The sequence below is a fragment of the Polaromonas sp. JS666 genome, from assembly GCF_000013865.1.
GTDB lineage: Bacteria > Pseudomonadota > Gammaproteobacteria > Burkholderiales > Burkholderiaceae_C > Polaromonas.
The window spans coordinates 2,610,043-2,625,935 of sequence record NC_007948.1; the positions used below are offsets into that span (position 1 = coordinate 2,610,043).

20 protein-coding genes are annotated in these 15,893 nt (G+C 62.5%); 14 read left to right on the forward strand and 6 right to left on the reverse strand.

Features of this window, described 5'->3' with window-relative positions; genetic code table 11:
• Positions 1–18: 18 nt before the first annotated feature.
• The 4 genes from BPRO_RS12380 (at position 19) to BPRO_RS12395 (ending at position 3,987) form a co-directional block, all read left to right on the forward strand.
• Complete coding sequence (locus BPRO_RS12380) at positions 19–1,335, forward strand: MFS transporter (RefSeq protein WP_011483407.1); 1,317 nt, start codon at positions 19–21, stop codon at positions 1,333–1,335.
• A 159-nt stretch (positions 1,336–1,494) separates the two neighbouring features.
• Positions 1,495–2,616 carry a nickel/cobalt efflux transporter gene (locus tag BPRO_RS12385; RefSeq protein WP_011483408.1) on the forward strand — a complete coding sequence of 374 codons (1,122 nt, stop codon included), beginning with the start codon at positions 1,495–1,497 and terminating at the stop codon, positions 2,614–2,616.
• A 3-nt stretch (positions 2,617–2,619) separates the two neighbouring features.
• Entirely contained in the window at positions 2,620–3,411 is a 792-nt protein-coding gene (locus tag BPRO_RS12390; RefSeq protein ID WP_011483409.1) for a ZIP family metal transporter, read from the forward strand.
• A gap of 60 nt (positions 3,412–3,471) precedes the next feature.
• Positions 3,472–3,987: a GlcG/HbpS family heme-binding protein gene (locus tag BPRO_RS12395; protein ID WP_011483410.1), complete on the forward strand. Its 516-nt coding sequence runs from the start codon at positions 3,472–3,474 to the stop codon at positions 3,985–3,987.
• Positions 3,988–4,016: 29 nt separating this feature from the next.
• Here BPRO_RS12395 and BPRO_RS12400 read toward each other — a convergent pair whose 3' ends face one another.
• Entirely contained in the window at positions 4,017–4,364 is a 348-nt protein-coding gene (locus tag BPRO_RS12400; RefSeq protein ID WP_011483411.1) for a winged helix-turn-helix domain-containing protein, read from the reverse strand.
• Positions 4,365–4,487: 123 nt separating this feature from the next.
• Here BPRO_RS12400 and BPRO_RS12405 point away from each other — a divergent pair, with 123 nt between their 5' ends.
• The 3 genes from BPRO_RS12405 to BPRO_RS12415 all read left to right on the forward strand — a co-directional run bounded on the left by BPRO_RS12405 (position 4,488) and on the right by BPRO_RS12415 (position 7,325).
• A complete protein-coding gene (locus BPRO_RS12405) occupies positions 4,488–5,432 on the forward strand; it encodes an extracellular solute-binding protein (RefSeq protein ID WP_049764122.1) in 945 nt (314 codons plus the stop codon).
• Positions 5,433–5,494: 62 nt separating this feature from the next.
• Positions 5,495–6,286, forward strand: coding sequence for an ABC transporter permease subunit (locus BPRO_RS12410; protein WP_011483413.1), 792 nt, complete (start codon positions 5,495–5,497; stop codon positions 6,284–6,286).
• A gap of 4 nt (positions 6,287–6,290) precedes the next feature.
• On the forward strand, positions 6,291–7,325 hold the full coding sequence (locus BPRO_RS12415; RefSeq protein ID WP_011483414.1) for an ABC transporter ATP-binding protein: 1,035 nt from the start codon (positions 6,291–6,293) through the stop codon (positions 7,323–7,325).
• Between the two features lie 43 nt (positions 7,326–7,368).
• Here BPRO_RS12415 and BPRO_RS12420 read toward each other — a convergent pair whose 3' ends face one another.
• The 5 genes from BPRO_RS12420 to BPRO_RS12440 all read right to left on the reverse strand — a co-directional run bounded on the left by BPRO_RS12420 (position 7,369) and on the right by BPRO_RS12440 (position 11,206).
• A complete protein-coding gene (locus tag BPRO_RS12420; RefSeq protein WP_011483415.1) occupies positions 7,369–7,773 on the reverse strand; it encodes a hypothetical protein in 405 nt (134 codons plus the stop codon).
• Positions 7,774–7,788: 15 nt separating this feature from the next.
• Positions 7,789–8,340, reverse strand: coding sequence for a hypothetical protein (locus BPRO_RS12425; RefSeq protein WP_157045792.1), 552 nt, complete (start codon positions 8,338–8,340; stop codon positions 7,789–7,791).
• Positions 8,341–8,399: 59 nt separating this feature from the next.
• A complete protein-coding gene (locus BPRO_RS12430) occupies positions 8,400–9,317 on the reverse strand; it encodes a Fe-Mn family superoxide dismutase (RefSeq protein WP_011483417.1) in 918 nt (305 codons plus the stop codon).
• A gap of 8 nt (positions 9,318–9,325) precedes the next feature.
• The gene (locus BPRO_RS12435) at positions 9,326–10,525 is read right to left on the reverse strand and encodes a chromate transporter (protein ID WP_011483418.1); all 1,200 of its coding nucleotides are present in this window, start codon (positions 10,523–10,525) and stop codon (positions 9,326–9,328) included.
• Between the two features lie 291 nt (positions 10,526–10,816).
• Positions 10,817–11,206, reverse strand: a complete 390-nt coding sequence (locus BPRO_RS12440; protein WP_157045793.1) for a hypothetical protein — start codon at positions 11,204–11,206, stop codon at positions 10,817–10,819.
• Between the two features lie 178 nt (positions 11,207–11,384).
• On the opposite strand from BPRO_RS12440, the gene BPRO_RS12445 reads away from it, so the two are divergent.
• The 7 genes from BPRO_RS12445 (at position 11,385) to BPRO_RS12475 (ending at position 15,850) form a co-directional block, all read left to right on the forward strand.
• Positions 11,385–11,735, forward strand: a complete 351-nt coding sequence (locus tag BPRO_RS12445; RefSeq protein WP_011483420.1) for a hypothetical protein — start codon at positions 11,385–11,387, stop codon at positions 11,733–11,735.
• Positions 11,736–11,959: 224 nt separating this feature from the next.
• The gene (locus BPRO_RS12450) at positions 11,960–12,751 is read left to right on the forward strand and encodes a HupE/UreJ family protein (RefSeq protein ID WP_011483421.1); all 792 of its coding nucleotides are present in this window, start codon (positions 11,960–11,962) and stop codon (positions 12,749–12,751) included.
• A gap of 37 nt (positions 12,752–12,788) precedes the next feature.
• Positions 12,789–13,139 carry a DUF6488 family protein gene (locus BPRO_RS12455; RefSeq protein ID WP_011483422.1) on the forward strand — a complete coding sequence of 117 codons (351 nt, stop codon included), beginning with the start codon at positions 12,789–12,791 and terminating at the stop codon, positions 13,137–13,139.
• 141 nt (positions 13,140–13,280) lie between these two features.
• Positions 13,281–13,595, forward strand: a complete 315-nt coding sequence (locus tag BPRO_RS28020) for a hypothetical protein (RefSeq protein WP_011483423.1) — start codon at positions 13,281–13,283, stop codon at positions 13,593–13,595.
• Between the two features lie 132 nt (positions 13,596–13,727).
• Complete coding sequence (locus BPRO_RS12465) at positions 13,728–14,111, forward strand: type II toxin-antitoxin system RelE/ParE family toxin (RefSeq protein WP_011483424.1); 384 nt, start codon at positions 13,728–13,730, stop codon at positions 14,109–14,111.
• Positions 14,108–14,437 (forward strand): helix-turn-helix domain-containing protein, encoded by a 330-nt coding sequence (locus tag BPRO_RS12470; protein ID WP_011483425.1) that lies wholly within the window; start codon positions 14,108–14,110, stop codon positions 14,435–14,437. The genes BPRO_RS12465 and BPRO_RS12470 overlap by 4 nt, the downstream gene beginning before the upstream one ends.
• A 96-nt stretch (positions 14,438–14,533) precedes the next feature.
• A complete protein-coding gene (locus tag BPRO_RS12475) occupies positions 14,534–15,850 on the forward strand; it encodes a site-specific integrase (protein ID WP_041389728.1) in 1,317 nt (438 codons plus the stop codon).
• The last annotated feature ends 43 nt before the right edge of the window (positions 15,851–15,893 follow it).

A 15,893-nucleotide genomic window follows, 5' to 3' on the forward strand; every position in this document is an offset into this window, starting at 1 on the left:
GCCGTCGGAGTTACCCCCATGCTCGAAGTCCTCGCCAACCGCACCTATCGGCACCTGTTTCTGGCGCAGGTGATTGCCCTCCTGGGAACCGGGCTGGCCACCGTCGCGCTGAGCCTGCTGGCCTTTGACCTGGCCGGCGCCAATGCCGGCGCCGTCCTGGGCACGGCGCTGGCCATCAAAATGCTGGCCTACATTGGCGTCGCGCCGGTGGCCTCGGCCCTGGCCGAACGCCTGCCGCGGCGCGCCGTGCTGGTCGCGCTGGACCTGGTCCGCGCCGGCGTTGCGCTGCTTTTGCCGTTCGTGACGCAGATCTGGCATGTCTATGTGCTGATTTTTGTGCTGCAGTCGGCGTCCGCGGCCTTCACGCCGACCTTTCAGGCGACCATTCCCGATGTGTTGCCGCAGGAAGAGGCCTATACCAAGGCTCTGTCCCTGTCGCGGCTGGCCTATGACCTGGAAAGCCTGGTCAGCCCGATGCTGGCGGCGCTCCTCCTGACCGTGGTGAGCTACCACAGCCTGTTCGGCGGCACCGTGGTCGGGTTTCTGGCATCGGCGGCGCTCGTGGTCTCGGCCATCCTGCCGCGCGCCAAGATGCCGCCCAAGCGCAGCATTTACGAGCGCACCACACGCGGACTGCGGATCTACCTGGCCACACCTCGCCTGCGCGGCCTGCTGGCGCTCAACCTGGCGATCGCTTCAGGCAGCGCCATGGTCATCGTCAACACCGTGGTGCTGGTGCAGTCCGGCTTTGGCATGACGCAGACCGCCACCGCCATCGCGCTGGCCTGTTTCGGTGCCGGCTCCATGCTGGTGGCGCTGGCCTTGCCCAAATTGCTCGACCGGGTGCCGGAACGCCGCGCGATGCTGGCCGGGGCCGGCTTGATCGCGCTGGGCCTTCTGGCCGGCTGGGGTCTGGCTGTTCACTACGCCGTCCTGTTGCCGCTGTGGTTTGTGCTGGGCCTGGGTTACTCCCTGGCGCAAACCCCCTCCGGGCGCCTGCTGCGCCGGTCGTCCGGCGACGCCGACAGGCCGGCGCTTTTTGCGGCGCAATTTGCCCTGTCCCACGCCTGCTGGCTCATCACTTACCCCCTGGCCGGCTGGCTGGGCGCCAAGTTCGGCCTGGCCGCCAGCTTTGCCACCCTGGGCTTGGTGGCCAGCGCCGCCGTGCTGCTCTCGGCCCGTCTGTGGCCTGCCGAAGACCCCATCGAACTCTTGCACCGACATGATGATTTGGCGCAGGACCACCCCCACCTGGTGCAGGACGATGCGGCCGCGTCAACCCGGCATTCGCATGCCTTTGTCATTGACGACGAGCACCAGCGCTGGCCGACCTGAGGCGGCTCGGGACGGCTGGGATGCCGGGATGCCGGGATGCCGGGATGCCGAGGCTGATTTATCCCCACCCCCAGGATAGGTAGGTACAATTCAGGGTTTTAATCCGGGGCGGCGCCGAGCCCAAACTTTCGGCCAGCCCATTTCCGCCGGAGCGCCCGAATGACCGATTTCTCGACCCTGATCCAGCAAGGAAGTGCCAGCGCCTGGCTGTTCATCCCCAGCGCCATCCTGCTAGGAGCCCTGCACGGGCTGGAGCCCGGCCACTCCAAGACCATGATGGCGGCCTTTATCGTAGCCATCCGCGGCACGGTCGGCCAGGCCGTCCTGCTGGGCCTGTCGGCCACGATTTCGCACACGGCGGTCGTCTGGGTGGTGGCCATGCTGGGCCTGTACTTTGGCCAGAAGTGGAGCGCCGAGGCCACCGAGCCTTATTTGCAGCTGGCGTCGGCCGTGCTGATCATCGGCGTGGCCCTCTGGATGATGGGGCGCACGTGGCGGGAAGAACGCCAGCGCCGCCAGGAGCATCAGCACCCCCATGGCCACCATGACGAAGTCCGGCACATCGACACCGGCCACGGCGTCGTCCGGCTGGAGATTTTTGAAGAAGGCGTTCCGCCGCGGTTCCGGCTTCGTGCCGGCGCCGCAGGCAGCCACCGCTGGGCGGCATCGCAGGTCAAGGTGCAGACCAAACGTCAGGACGGCAAGGTGCAGGTTTTCAGCTTCACCGACAAAGTTGGCTTCCTGGAGTCACGGCAGGAGATACCAGAGCCACACGAGTTTGCTGCCCAGCTTCAGCTGGGCCACGGCGATCACACGCACAACTATGACGTCCAGTACACGGAAGCGGACCACGGCCACAAGCACGAAGGCGTTGGCCTGGACGTCGCCTCCCCGGGCTTTCAGGACGCCCACGAGCGCGCCCATGCAGACCAGATCAGGAGCCGCTTCGCCAGCCAGCAGGTCACAACCGGGCAGATCATCGTGTTCGGGCTGACCGGAGGCCTGATTCCGTGCCCGGCGGCAATTACCGTGCTGTTGTTGTGCCTGCAGCTCAAGGAGGTCACCCTGGGTGCAGCCCTGGTTCTGTGCTTCAGCATCGGCCTGGCCCTGACGCTGGTGCTTTCCGGCGCGGTTGCAGCCATCGGCGCGCGGCATGCCGCGAAGAAATGGAGCGGTTTTGGCGAGATCGCGCGCCGCGCGCCCTATGTTTCCGGCGGGCTCATCCTGCTGGTCGGCCTGTATGTCGGATACCACGGCTACATCGGCCTGGCCGGAGGCTAAGCCATGCTGCTCGCTTCCATCGTAATGGCCTGCTTGCTGGGCGGCGTCCTGAGTGTGGTCGTTGCAGGTTTCCTGCTGAAGGGTTTGCCGCAGCACTGGCTGCCGCGCATGGTCGGCTTCTCGGCGGGCTTGCTGCTGGGCGCCGCAATGCTCTCGGTCCTGCCCGAGGCCTTTGAATCGGGGGCCGATGCCCATACGCTGTTTGTCGTGCTGCTGGCAGGGTTCGTCGGCTTTTATGCGCTGCAGCGCACGGCGCTCTGGCGCCATAGCCACAGCACGCCGGATGAGGCCGGCCAATCGACCCAGACGCACACCCATCACACGCACGCCCACGCCCCTGGCCTGGGGCGGGAAACCGTGCTGACCGTGTTGATCGGCGACGGTTTTCATAATTTTGTCGACGGCGTCCTGATTGCGGCCGCTTTTCTGACGGACCCTGCGCTCGGCTGGGCGACCGCGATCGCCGTCATCGCCCATGAGATCCCGCAGGAGGCCGGGGATTTTGTGCTGCTGCTGGCCTCTGGCTTGGGCTTTCGCCGGGCGCTGGCGCTCAATGCGCTGTCCGGACTGGCGTCGGTGCTGGGTGGCCTGGTCGGGTATTGGGGCCTTTCGCATGCGCAGGCTTTTTTGCCTTATGCGCTGGTGTTGGCGGCCGCCAGCTTTATCTACATCGCCATTGCGGATTTGCTGCCGTACCTGCGCCGCGAGCCTGCTGGCGCGCAGATCGCCTGGCAGACCGTGGCGCTGACGGCCGGTCTGGTGGCTGCTGCGTGGCTATCTGCGTCTCACGGATGACTCGCACAGGCTGAACCGCGCAGGCTCCATGGGCTACCATCTCCCAAAAAGGAGACAAGGATGAACATTCAACCAGCGCGGACCACTTGCATGCAAATGACCGTGTTCCTGTTGGCGCTGGCGACATCGCAGGCATTCGCCCAGCAAGCCATCTACCCATCCCCGTCACTGACACCGGACGCCGCCCTGAAGGCAGCGCGGGCAGCACTGGAGGCCTGCCGCAAGAATGGCCACCAGGCGGCCGTCTCAGTCAATGACCGCGCCGGCAACGCCCTGGTGATGCTGCGCGACCGGTTTGCCGGCCCACACACCGTCGACACGGCCATCAACAAGGCCTATACCGCCGTCACCTTCAAGCTCGACACCACGAGCTTTGCGCGTTCGACCCAGGCCGGCGAAGCGGCGTCGGGCGTGCGACACCTTCCCCGCATCGTGGCCATAGGGGGCGGCATCCCCATCGAATCGGCCGGTTCCATCGTGGGCGCTATCGGGGTTTCGGGCGCGCCAGGCGGCGATGCCGACGAGGTCTGCGCCAAAGCCGGTGTTGCCGCAATCCGAGACGAACTCGACTTCTGACTAGGTCGCCAAGCAGCGTTGTCGCAAATTCATCGCGCGAACATCGCGATCAGCGCGTCAATATCGTCCGCTGCGGCGGCACGTGACCGGCTCTCAATGGAACGGTAACGTTTGATGATTTCCTGTCCTACCGGCGTCAAGGCTGCGCCGCCGCCGCGCGCCCCGCCCGCCGTCGTGTTGACCGCAGGCAAGCTGAGCGCCCGATTCACCTCATCGATCAGCAACCAGGCGCGGCGGTAGGACATGCCGAGTTGCCTGGCCGCCGCGGAAATCGAGCCGGCCTCGGCAACGGCTTCAAGCAGCGCGACCTTGCCCGGGCCGATGGCGATGCTGTCGTCCCGGTAGATGCGCAGGCGGAACTGCACGCTGTATTTCATTCCCTGATTGTTGCAGGGTTGGCCATGGATTTAATTGGGAACTGCAGACACCTCTCGCCGCGTCTCTCTTATACTTTCGCTATATTCCATTAAATATAGCGAACCTGTGAAGGCTGTTGTCCCATGAACAACTCATCTTGCTGCCTTGCGCGCATTACAAAAGGGGTCGGCGTGATGCTGATCGGTGCCGCTGCTGTTGCGGCGCCGGCGGCACACGCTGCCGATGTCCTGCGTGTCGCCTATGCGGGTTCCATGGGGGTGGTGATGGACCGGTTTATCGGCCCGGCATTCGCCAAAGCCAATGGCGTGGAGTACCAAGGGGTCGGCCAAGGTTCTTTGGGCTTGGCCCGGCAGCTGGAGGGCCGGCTGATACAGGCGGATGTGTTCCTGCCCATCACACCGGGACCCATCGACATTCTGAAGAAGGCCGGCATGATAGGCCCGGCTGTCCCGGTGGCGAGTACTCAGATGGTGATTGCTTACAGCCCGAAGAGCAAGTTTGCCCCCGACTTTGAAGCGGCGGCCCAAGGCAAAAAAACCTGGTACGAAGTCATGAAGATGCCCGGCCTGCGCTTTGGGCGGACCGATCCCGCCACCGATCCACAGGGCCAGAACATCATTTTTACGATGCTGCTGGCGCAGAACTTTTACAAGCAACCCGGCCTGGCCGAGCGGATCCTGGGCGGCTACCAGAACCCGCAACAGATTTTCACGGAAACCTCCATGCTGTCGCGCCTGGAAGGCGGACAGATCGACGCGTCTTCAGGCTATCTGAGTGCGGTGAGCTCGCACCACCTGCCATTCGTCTACCTGCCGGACGAAATCAATCTGAGCAACCCCAATATGGATGCCAAGTGGTACAAAACCGTGCAATTCAGCATCACGCTGACCAGCGGCAAGGAAGCCACGCTGAACACCCAGCCGCTGGTGTTCTACGCCGCAGTGCTCAAAGACAGCAAACAGCCGGCGCTGGCTGAAAAGTTTGTGCAATTCCTGCAAAGCGCCGAAGGCCAGAAGTTATTCAAAGACAACGGCTACAGCCCACCCAAGGGCGGCCCGATTCAATAGCCAGCTGAACGCCGTGAACTCTCTATTCGACGCTGTGGGCCCAACCTCGACATCGCATAAGCATGCCGGGTGACATCTACGCGGCTGACGGCTTGCGGCACTCGCGCACACCGGCGCTGATAGGTGCGCTGACCTTAGCGCTTATCGCCGGGCCGTTCATCGGTTTGGCATTTGCCACGCAGTGGGGAAAATTTCACTTCGCGCCGGGCGACATGGGATCTATTGGGGTATCGCTGGGTTACAGCCTGATCGCGCTGGTCCTGATCATTGCCCTCGGTACGCCGCTGGCATGGTGGCTGGCGCGGCAATCGTTCCGCGGCAAGTGGGTGCTGGAGGCCATCATTCTGCTGGCCTTGCTCACCCCGCCGCTGGCAATGGGCATTTTGCTCACCACGCTGTTCGGTCCTTATGGTCCGATAGGCAATCTGGCTGCCCGCGCGGGCGTGGAGTTCACCAACTCGGCCCTGGCCTTTGTGCTCGCGCAGTTCTACGGGGCCTTGCCTTACTACGTGCTGGCGGCCCGTGCCGCGTTTGAAGGTGTGCCGCGCGAGCTGGAACACATCGCGCTGACCCTGGGCAAATCGCCGTGGCAGACATTCCTGCAGGTCAGCATGCCGCTGGCGCGACTGGGTTTGGCGGCCGGCATTGCTTTGGCCTGGGTGCGGGCGCTGGGCGAGTTCGGCATCGTGCTGATCCTGGCTTATTACCCGCAGGGCATACCGGTCAAGCTCTGGGTCAATCTGCAGGATATCGGGCTGTCTTCCGTGTACCCGCTGCTGTGGGCATTTTTTCTGGTGGCGATGCCTTTGCCCTTGATCCTTGGCTTGCTTTCGCGCCGCCAAGGCCTGTTCTGAGTTCATGCGCATCGACTATCAGATCGATCATCCGATACGGCTGCAGGCCAGCCTGGAGGTCGAGGGCTTTACCGTCCTGCTCGGGCAAAGCGGCGAAGGCAAGACCACGCTGCTGCGCGCCATCGCCGGCCTGCTGCCGGCCCAGGGCCAGCCTTTTGGTGGTTTACCACCGCAGCATCGGGCCGTCGGCTATTTGCCGCAAGGCTATGCGCTTTTCCCCCATCTGCGCGCCTGGGAAAACGTCGCGTTCGCGCTGCCACGCGGCCCGCAACGACGCGCGCAGGCGCAGGAACTCCTGGAGCGTGTGCGGCTGCTGGAGGTGGCCGACCATTACCCATCAGCGCTGTCGGGGGGACAGCAACAGCGGGTCGCGTTGGCACGGGCACTGGCGCGCAAGCCGCAGCTGTTGCTGCTGGATGAACCGACCTCGGCGCTCGACGCCGCCACACGCGACGAGGTCATGGCCGAGCTGATTTCCGAGGTGCATGAATTCGGGTTGCCCGCCCTTGCGGTCAGCCACGATCCGCATCTCGCGGCATTGGCTGACAGCGTGGCGATCATGAGCGGGCGGCGCATCGTGCAGCAGGGCGATCCTTCGGGGGTGCTGTCGCGGCCCGCCAGCATGGAAGTGGCGCGGCTGCTGGGGCATCGCAATCTGTTCAGCGCCCGTGTCGCCGGGCATGAATCCGGCGGCACCACGCTGCTGCACTGGGAGGCCGCCGGTGGCATCGTTTTGCGCCTTAAAAATCAGCCCGAACTGGCGGTGGGCCGGCGGGTGCAATGGATGATCACCCCGACGGAAGTGCGACTGCCGCCGCTCAAGCCCGAACTGCACCGCAGCGATAACCCTGTGACCGGCCGGGTGGAAAAGCGGCTTAATCTGGGCGCCTACTGCCAGGTCGCCTTGCGCTGCGGTACTGAGCGGCTGTGGCTGGCCGCGCAGCACAATCTGGTGCAGCACCACGGGCTGGAACCCGGGCGCGAAATCACTGTCAATTTGCGCAGCAGCGGCTTGCAATGCTGGACGCACCCTGACTGAGCTCCATGCCCGTTTTCAGTTCCAGTCACCTACGCAGCCGCCATTATTGACGCCATTCCTTGACCACCACGTCCTGAAAGTCATTTCCGTTGATCTGAAAAACCAGAGCCTGGCCTTCACGCACCACGCCCCAGCAATGATCCGAGCCGGCCCCGGCCGTGATGTTGATACACAGTTCATTGCCACGGATAACCCAACGGCCCTTGCGTGAACGCCCCATCTCCGTAGCTTCGATCGAGCCATCAGGTTTGAGGTAGTAACTCCAGTGGTAGCCGTCCGTGACCACCTTGCCCGCAAAGGTCTGCTGAATCTCGGCGGCCGTGAGCGTTTTGCGGGCCGGCGCCGCGGATGCGGCGCCCGGCAGCCACAGCAAGAACAGCCACGGCAACGCAAAGGCCACCATGCAGTGACGGCGCCGGCGAGCGGCGACGTCGTGTCTCTTTCGCATGCCCATCCTTTGCGCCTACGGGGTGCTTTTGGCCGCACCCGACTGGAAGGCGTCAAAAACCGTCACGCTGTCGGCCTTGGTCCACACGCCAACTTTACCGGCGGCCGCGATATGACCGTCGTCGGCCTCGATATAGCGCTTGCCGTCCAGAAACACCTTGATATGGGTGCCCTTGAACTCGGCCCGCAGCAGGTGCCAGGTGTTGGTCGCCACCGGTGCATCCACGTATTGAATGGTGGTGCGCCGGCCGCCGGTCGTGTAGTAAAGGGACACGTTGTTTTCGAGCGCGTTGGCCCGTGCGACATAGTAGTTGTCCCCATCCTGCCAACGCCAAACCACGCCGCCGGCCTGGTCCGCCTTGCCCGCCAGGGGTTTGAACCGGACCTCCACAAATCCATCGGCGATTTGTGTCTCCGGCTTCACGCACCAGGGGAAAGGAGCGCGGCCGGACTGCTTTAACACCGGCCGGCCGGACGGATCTGGCTCCAAAGTCCACTGGGGCGCACCGCCACCAGTGGAGCCACAATGCCAGCCGGCGGGAGAAGATGTCAGATTCTGTGCATTCATTTCGTCACTCCAGGTCATGCCAATCACAGTTGCCGTCAATACTGCGGCAATGGTGCAATTCATGCCGCAGCCTTTGGAACCAATGGCAGTTGTACGGCCCGCCAGGCTTCAATGCCGCCTTCCATAAACTGCGCGCTCACACCGCGCGCCCTGAGTGACAGGGCAGTGGACCGGCCAATGTCCAGGCCATGCAGGCAATACACGACAACCGGGCGCTCAGGGTCCAGCGTGCCAACCCAACCCGATACGTCCGCTGGATCTGCATAGCGTGCGCCCGTGATCATGTCGTTGGCGTCCGCGAAGGTCTCGGCGCGCCGCACATCAATCAACTGCGCGGTCGCCTGATTGACGGCTGAAGGCTCAACGCCGAAGCTCAAGGCGCTGGCCTTGACCGCAGCGCCATAGCGCGGATAAACGGTGTTCCAGTTGATGTTGCGCATGAACGCATCGACATAGGCGGCCGCTTTGGCGCCGAAGTCCAGGTGGTAGGCGTGCTCATACATGTCGAGTGCCAGGATTGGCGTGGCGCCGGCCAGCAGGTGCGTGTGGTCCGCCGCCCACTGGTTCACGAGCCGGCCTTCACGCGGCGACCAGTTGAGGATGGCCCAACCCGAGCCACCGCCCATGGCCTTGGCCAGCGCGGTGAATTCGCTGCGCCAGCGCTCGACCGAGCCGAAATCGCGGGTGAGCGCAATCGACAGCCCGTTCGACGGAAGAACACCGTCACCGCCCAGGTTCTCGAAATACAGCTCATGCAGGTAAACCGAATTGGCGGCGATCAACTCCTCGCGCTTGAGACCGTTGATGGTGAAAACCGGCGTTGTATCCCAAGCCAGTTGCGACAGTTGGCCGCGGATCGCATTCAGGCGCTTGGCTGCGCCGGTGTAGTTGTTGTCATAGTGGCTGCGCAGCAGCTGTTCAGACAGGCCATCGAGTTTTGCGGGGTCGAGAGAAAGGGGTTTGAGTTGAATGTCCATGGTATTTCCTATTTGTTCATCATGAGGGGATAGAGCGCCAGGCCGGCGAATGCGGCAACCAGCACGACAACGGGTTCGGGCAGTTTCTTGAAGCGCCAGAGAATGGCAGCGGTGCCCAAGGCAAGGGCCGCCGTCACCGCGTCGGTGATCGACCGCTGGCCCAGCACGATCACGGCGCCGGCGATCGCCCCGATGGCAGCAGCAGTTACACCATCAACGAAGGCAACGATGCCGGGGTGCTTGCCGTGCTTTTTGAAATAAGGTGCGGGGATCACGGTCAGCAGGTAGCAAGGCACGAAGGTTGCCAAAGCCGCCACCACCGCGCCCCAGAACCCGCTGGTCAGGTAACCGATAAAGCCCGTGGTGATAACGACCGGACCTGGGGTGATCATGGCCACCGCCACAGCGTCGACGAACTGGCGGTCCGTCAGCCAGGCATATTCCTTCACGACCCCACCGTAGAGGAAGGGAACGATGGCCAGGCCGCTGCCGAAGACAAACGACCCTGCATAGGCGAAGAATTTGGCGATTTGCCCGAGCTTGTGCCAGTCGACGCTATCGCTGGCCAGGGAGCCAGCCAAAGGAACGGCCGCGAAGGCAATTCCATTCAGGCGCCCGCCAGCGCCCTTGAGCGGGCCGCGCGCGGCCCAGACCAGCACGCCGGCACCCAGGAACACCCAAATCACCTCGGAGTGCGTGATGATGGTGATGGCTGCGCTGACGAGATAGATAACCCAGAGCAATTTGTCCTTGCCAACGCTTTTGGTGGTGAGCTTGTACGAGCTCAGGGCGATGATGCCAATCACCGAGGCGCCGACCCCATAGAACACCGCCTGCATCCAGCCGATGCCGCCGTAAGCGGTGTAGGCCGCACCCAGCGCCACCACCATGAGGAAGGACGGCAGGACAAAAGCCAGGCCCACCAGCGTGGCGCCGACAAGGCTGTAATGCACGTAGCCCAGGTAGATGGCCAGCTGCGCCGCCAAAGGGCCAGGCATCAGCTGGGCCAGCGCGACGCCTTCCTTGTACTCCGCTTCGGAGATCCAGTGGCGCTGTTCGACCAGGTCGCGGTACATGTAGCCAATCAAGGCGACGGGCCCACCAAAGCCTATGGTTCCCAGGCGCAGCATGTAGGCCACCATTTGCCACAGGGTGTAGCCGGGCGCGGCAGTAGCTGCCACGTCAGGGGTTTCGAGAGCTGGGTTCATGGCCGAGCCCTCCGTGGAGAGCGGGCGTGCGAGCCCGCAAGCGCAGAGATACGCTTGTGCGCCAGATGCGCTGTGCAAAAAAGAAGGAAAAAGCAAAAGACCAAGTGAGGCTCCTAATTGGGCGTGGTAACCCATCATCAGGAGCAGTACTTGGGGCACCGGACGGCACCCTTGGCAGACGGGGAGACCGCTCAAGTCCCCGTTGGTTGATATCTTACGTCATTTCAGATTCAAAGGAAGCAGAAATTTCATCCCCAGAGCGCTAACCCCGCAGCGTGATGAGCCGTTGAGCTAACGAGCTTGCGTCAGGTTTTTCATTTCAGGGAAAAGCGTGCCGTCCTGCTTGACCCAAAAATGGCAGTTGTAGGAAGCGCGGCAGTATTTGACCGACACCTCGTTTTGCACGATGTTCACCGAGAAGTTTTTGCCTGCCAGATAAATATGGGGATCGCGCGTGATAAAGGCATATTCCCAGCCTTCCGGGTTTGCAGCGAGCCAGCGCCTCACGGCCTGAACAGAGGGGGCGGTGTTTTCGAATTCCCGTTCTTGAATAGAGCGCTTTCCCTCGTAGACAGACAAGTGGACTTTTTCATTCACGGGTGGCGTGAAATCCAGGCGGCAGCCCGCAACAAGCACTGGCAAGAGAAGAATCAGAAAGCGGTTCATATGCTCGGCATTCAATCCACGTCTCCTGCAAAAATAAAGCCGACGTATCTTGCGATGTCGGCCTGTAACTGTCCTGAGACAGCCCACTGAGGGAGGGAAAAAAGTGGGAAGACCTTGCGGCCGTGGCGGAGTTTACTGCTGAATATGCTTTACGTCCAAAAAAACTAAAGCGCAATGCCACTAGAATTGCGCGATGGCCCGCAAGGTGTTGTCTTTCCTGCTAATTCTGTCGCTGTTCTGGCAGTCGGCCGCTATCGCCGGCGTCTACGCACTGACGGAGATCGAGGAAACAGGCCATGTGGTCTTGCATTGGCAGGACTCGGAGCACCATCACCATGATGACGGCGCTCTGCATGCCGACGACTCGGGCGGCACCGTCCAGCACATGCATGCGGACAGCGCGAGCAACTCCCCGGGCTTGCTGACCGCGGGCTGGGACACGCTGCCGGCGCTGCATTCCGGTAGACCGGCCATCCTGGCCGAACCACCATTTCCCTCTGCGTTCCCGCAGGGCCTTTTGCGGCCCCCGAGAACGCCCATCTGACCCACGGTGCGGCTGTGTCAGCCGTGGGCCTCGTCATGCTCAGTCGAGCGTGACGAGGCTGATCCCAATTTCCACCGCTCCCCAAACAACTGCGCCAATGGCGAGGGCCAAGGCTATGCGCCACGCAAGGCTGTTGCGTCTGCGCTGGTTTGTCCAAGGTCGTGTCATGGCTGTCTGCGGAGCGGGCATCCAACTCCCTGTTAATCGAAAGTTGAAATGATTCCATGCAAATAATAAAAACCCATGTCCTGCGCGTATTGATGGCGCTGGCGCTCTGCGCGCCACTGCTGGCGGCCGCTCACGGCATTTCCCTGGCCGACCAGGAGCGCATGCTCAGCGGCGGCTACGGGCTGTATGTCGTGCTCGGCGCCACCCATATGCTCACGGGTTATGACCACCTGCTGTTTCTCTTCGGCGTGGTGTTCTTCCTCACGGGCTTTCGGGATATCGCCAAGTTTGTGACCGCATTCACGCTCGGTCACTGCATCACCTTGATCGTCGCCACCTACCTCAAGATCACCTGGAATTTCTACCTGGTGGACGCGATCATCGCGCTCAGCGTGATCTACAAGGGCTTCGACAACAACGGCGGCTTCCAGAAGCATTTCGGCATGAAATCGCCCAATCTGCTGGCTGCGGTTTTCGCCTTCGGCTTGCTGCACGGCTTCGGGCTGTCCACCCGCCTGCAGCAGCTGCCGCTGGGTGACGACAAACTGGCCATGCTGGGCCGCATCCTGAGCTTCAACGTCGGCGTCGAGGCCGGACAGATCCTGGCGCTCTGCGCCATGGTCGGGCTGTTGGCGCTATGGCGCCGGCGGCAGTCCTTCCAGCGTTTCGCGTTCGCGGCCAATGCCGGCTTGATCTATGCCGGTGGCCTGCTGCTGCTCATGCAGCTGCATGGCTACCTGCACGACTCGGACCCGAACAGCTTCAGGTTCCCGGCGGACGAGCACCGCCATATTCACCAGGACCTGGATATCGAGAAAAGCGCGGACCCCAGCCGCGACGACCTCTAACCCTCTCGTTTTATTTCACTCAACTCAAGGAAATCTCATGAAAAACCTCCTCATCGCTCTCGCATCCGTCGCCGCTGTTGGCCTGTCAACTCCGGTACTGGCCTCCGAAGGCGGCGGCTGCCACTTCCACGGCAACACCCCGGCCAAAGAGGCCACCGTGGTGGGCTGCGCGGTGCAGCGCAAGGACACGCTGGCGACCAGCGGCAAAATCGATCCTTCATGGAAAGCCCTGAAGCATGACAAGGTCGAGCAGGTCGACGGCAAAAAGGGCAAGGAGTGGAAAGTGACCTTCAAGGACCCGGCAGTCAAGGACAAAGCCAAGGAGACCCTGTACGTGTTTTTCACCTTGCCGGGTAACTTCATTGCGGCTAATTTCACCGGTCAGTAACGCGAGCAATTTTCAGCACTCACTTGAGGGTGTTGTAGTCCCCTAAACTCGCAAGCAGGTGGTGCCGCAGGTGCGCACCATCTGCCCACCTCAATCGATGGTTCTGAACCAGAACGCAGGATATCTTGCAAGGAGAATTCGATGCAACTCAAAGCCATTGAAACCGTAAGCGTGGTGCAACAAATCAGATGTGACCGGTGCGGCAAAGAAGTTGAGCGTGGCGAAGCTGGCTTCGGGGACATGATCTCGATCGGCTTCGACGCGGGATATGACTCGATTTTTGGCGATGGAAATCGGGTCGAGGTCGATGTATGCGAACCCTGTCTGCGCGACACTCTGGGCGCCTGGCTTCGGGTTGAGGCGCCGGCCGACACGTCATTGGCAAAAAAGTTTGCGGCGTTCAAGCCCGAGATTCATGGAGGAGAGTTTCCCTCACCTGAATCCCCAGGGTCTTGAGGCCGCCGCTCTGGCTTCCAGTCGCAAGGGGCCTTCACGCGCATGCCGGCGCGTCCCCGCAGAAAATCCGCCGTCGCCATTTGGCCTTCAGAGAATTGACGGCGATATGTCTAAACGGGCATAATTGAGGTGATGTTGAAGCAAGCGCGCAAACCCATCAAATGGGTCGGTTCCACCAAGCGCGATCTGGATGCGATGCCGGAGGATGTCAAAGATGTCTTCGGTCATGCCATCGACCTGGCACAAGCCGGCGGCAAGCACCAGGATGCCAAGGTGATGACCGGCTTCGGCTCGGCCGGCGTGCTGGAGGTGGTCGAGGATCATCAGGGTGACACTTTTCGGGCCGTTTACACCGTCAAGTTCGCCGGGTGGGTTTATGTCCTGCACTGCTTCCAGAAGAAGTCCAAAAGCGGCATCGCCACGCCGAAGCCGGACATGGACGTGATCAATATCCGCCTGAAAGCCGCGAAGCAGGATTTCGAAGCATGGCAGGCACAGCAAGGAGCACGCAAATGAATGGGCACAACGAAATCACGATCGAAGAAGGCGGCGCCAATGTCTATGCCGACCTGGGTTATACCGACGCTGCGGAAATGCAGCGAAAATCCCAGCTCGCCGGCGAGATCGCCCGCGCGATCAAGGCGCGTCGCCTGACGCAAGAAGATGCGGCGACGCTGCTGGGCATTGATCAATCCAAGGTCTCGCGCATCACGCGCGGCCAATTCCGCGGCGTCAGCGAAGCCAAGCTACTGGAGCTGGTGGCCAGGCTGGGGCACGATGTAAAGATCGTGGTCGGCCCGGTGCGGCGGCGCGCCGGCAAGATCGAGCTGCAGTTTGCCTGAACTCGCCCTGCAGCGCCAGGCGCAACCAAACTTGCGGCACTCTCGCCTGTCAGCTGTCGCTCGCATATGGACCAGCGGGCGCCTGACGACAGTGACATGACGCGTCTTGCCCAATACATCGAGGCCTCCGAGCGCGACAACACGCGTCGGAGCTACGCTTCTGCCATACGCCATTTTGAAATAGAGTGGAAAGGCCTGCTGCCTTCTACCGCCGATGCCATCGCCCGCTACCTGGCCGACCACGCGCCCACCTTGGCCATCAACACACTGCGCCAGCGCCTGGCGGCGCTGTCCCGCTGGCATAGCGACCAAGGTTTTCCTGATCCCACCAAGTCACCCCTGGTGCGCCAGGTCCTCAAAGGCATTCGCTCGATTCACGCTGTGCCAGAAAAGCGCGCACGCCCCCTGGAACTGGCGGTACTCCAGCAGATCGATCAGTGGCTCGATGCCGCCATTAGCAACGCTCAGCGGATCGGCGACCGGCCGGCTTTGCTGCGCCACACGCGCGACCGCAGCCTGATGCTGCTGGGATTTTGGCGCGGCTTTCGCTCCGACGAACTGGTCAACCTGCACGTTGAAAACACCGAAGTCACCCCCGGCCAGGGCATGGCCTGCTACCTGGGCCGCAGCAAAGGCGACAGGCAGCTGCAGGGCCGAACCTTCCAATGCCCGGCTTTGTCCCGCCTGTGCGCTGTGGACGCCTTTAGTGCCTGGGTCAGCCTGGCCGGTTTGACCGAGGGTCCGGTGTTCCGCAAGATCGACCGCTGGGGGAATGTGGCCGACGAAAGTCTGCATGCCAACAGCCTGATCCCCTTGCTGCGCAGCCTGTTCGCCGAGGCCGGCGTCGAGGCACCCGAGGAATACAGCAGCCATTCCATGCGCCGCGGCTTTGCCGGCTGGGCCCGCGCCAGCGGCTGGGATATCAAGGAGCTGATGGAATACGTCGGCTGGAAGGACGTCAAATCGGCCATGCGCTACCTGGATGCGTCGGATTCCAGTCTGCAAGCCCGCTTCGAGCAGGGATTGCCTGCTCTGGCGCCGGCAGTTCCGCAGCCACCACCACCTTTGCTGTTGCTGACCGAACAGGCCGAAGTTCCCCGCCCGCTGGCCGAGGGAGCGACGCCCGTGGCGGTCCTGCGCGTCACGATGGTGCTGGCCCGCTTCAGCAAGCAGTCACGCGGCCTGGCCCGCGGCCACCGGCTGATCGAGCAGACCTGCTTCGAGCGTTTTGCCATGCAACGCCTGAACACCGAGGGCACGCTCTACGAGCTGGCGATTCCCTACCTGTCCCGCGACTTGCTGGACGAGGTGATCGCCACGCTGCTGGATGACATGTACCGCATCGCCGAGGACAACCAGTGCCTGCTGGAAACCTCGTTTCACGAGCCCGCCACTGATTCACACTGGGATTGAGGCCATGGGCAGCCAGGTGGGGTTGCATGAGCCGGCCTATCCC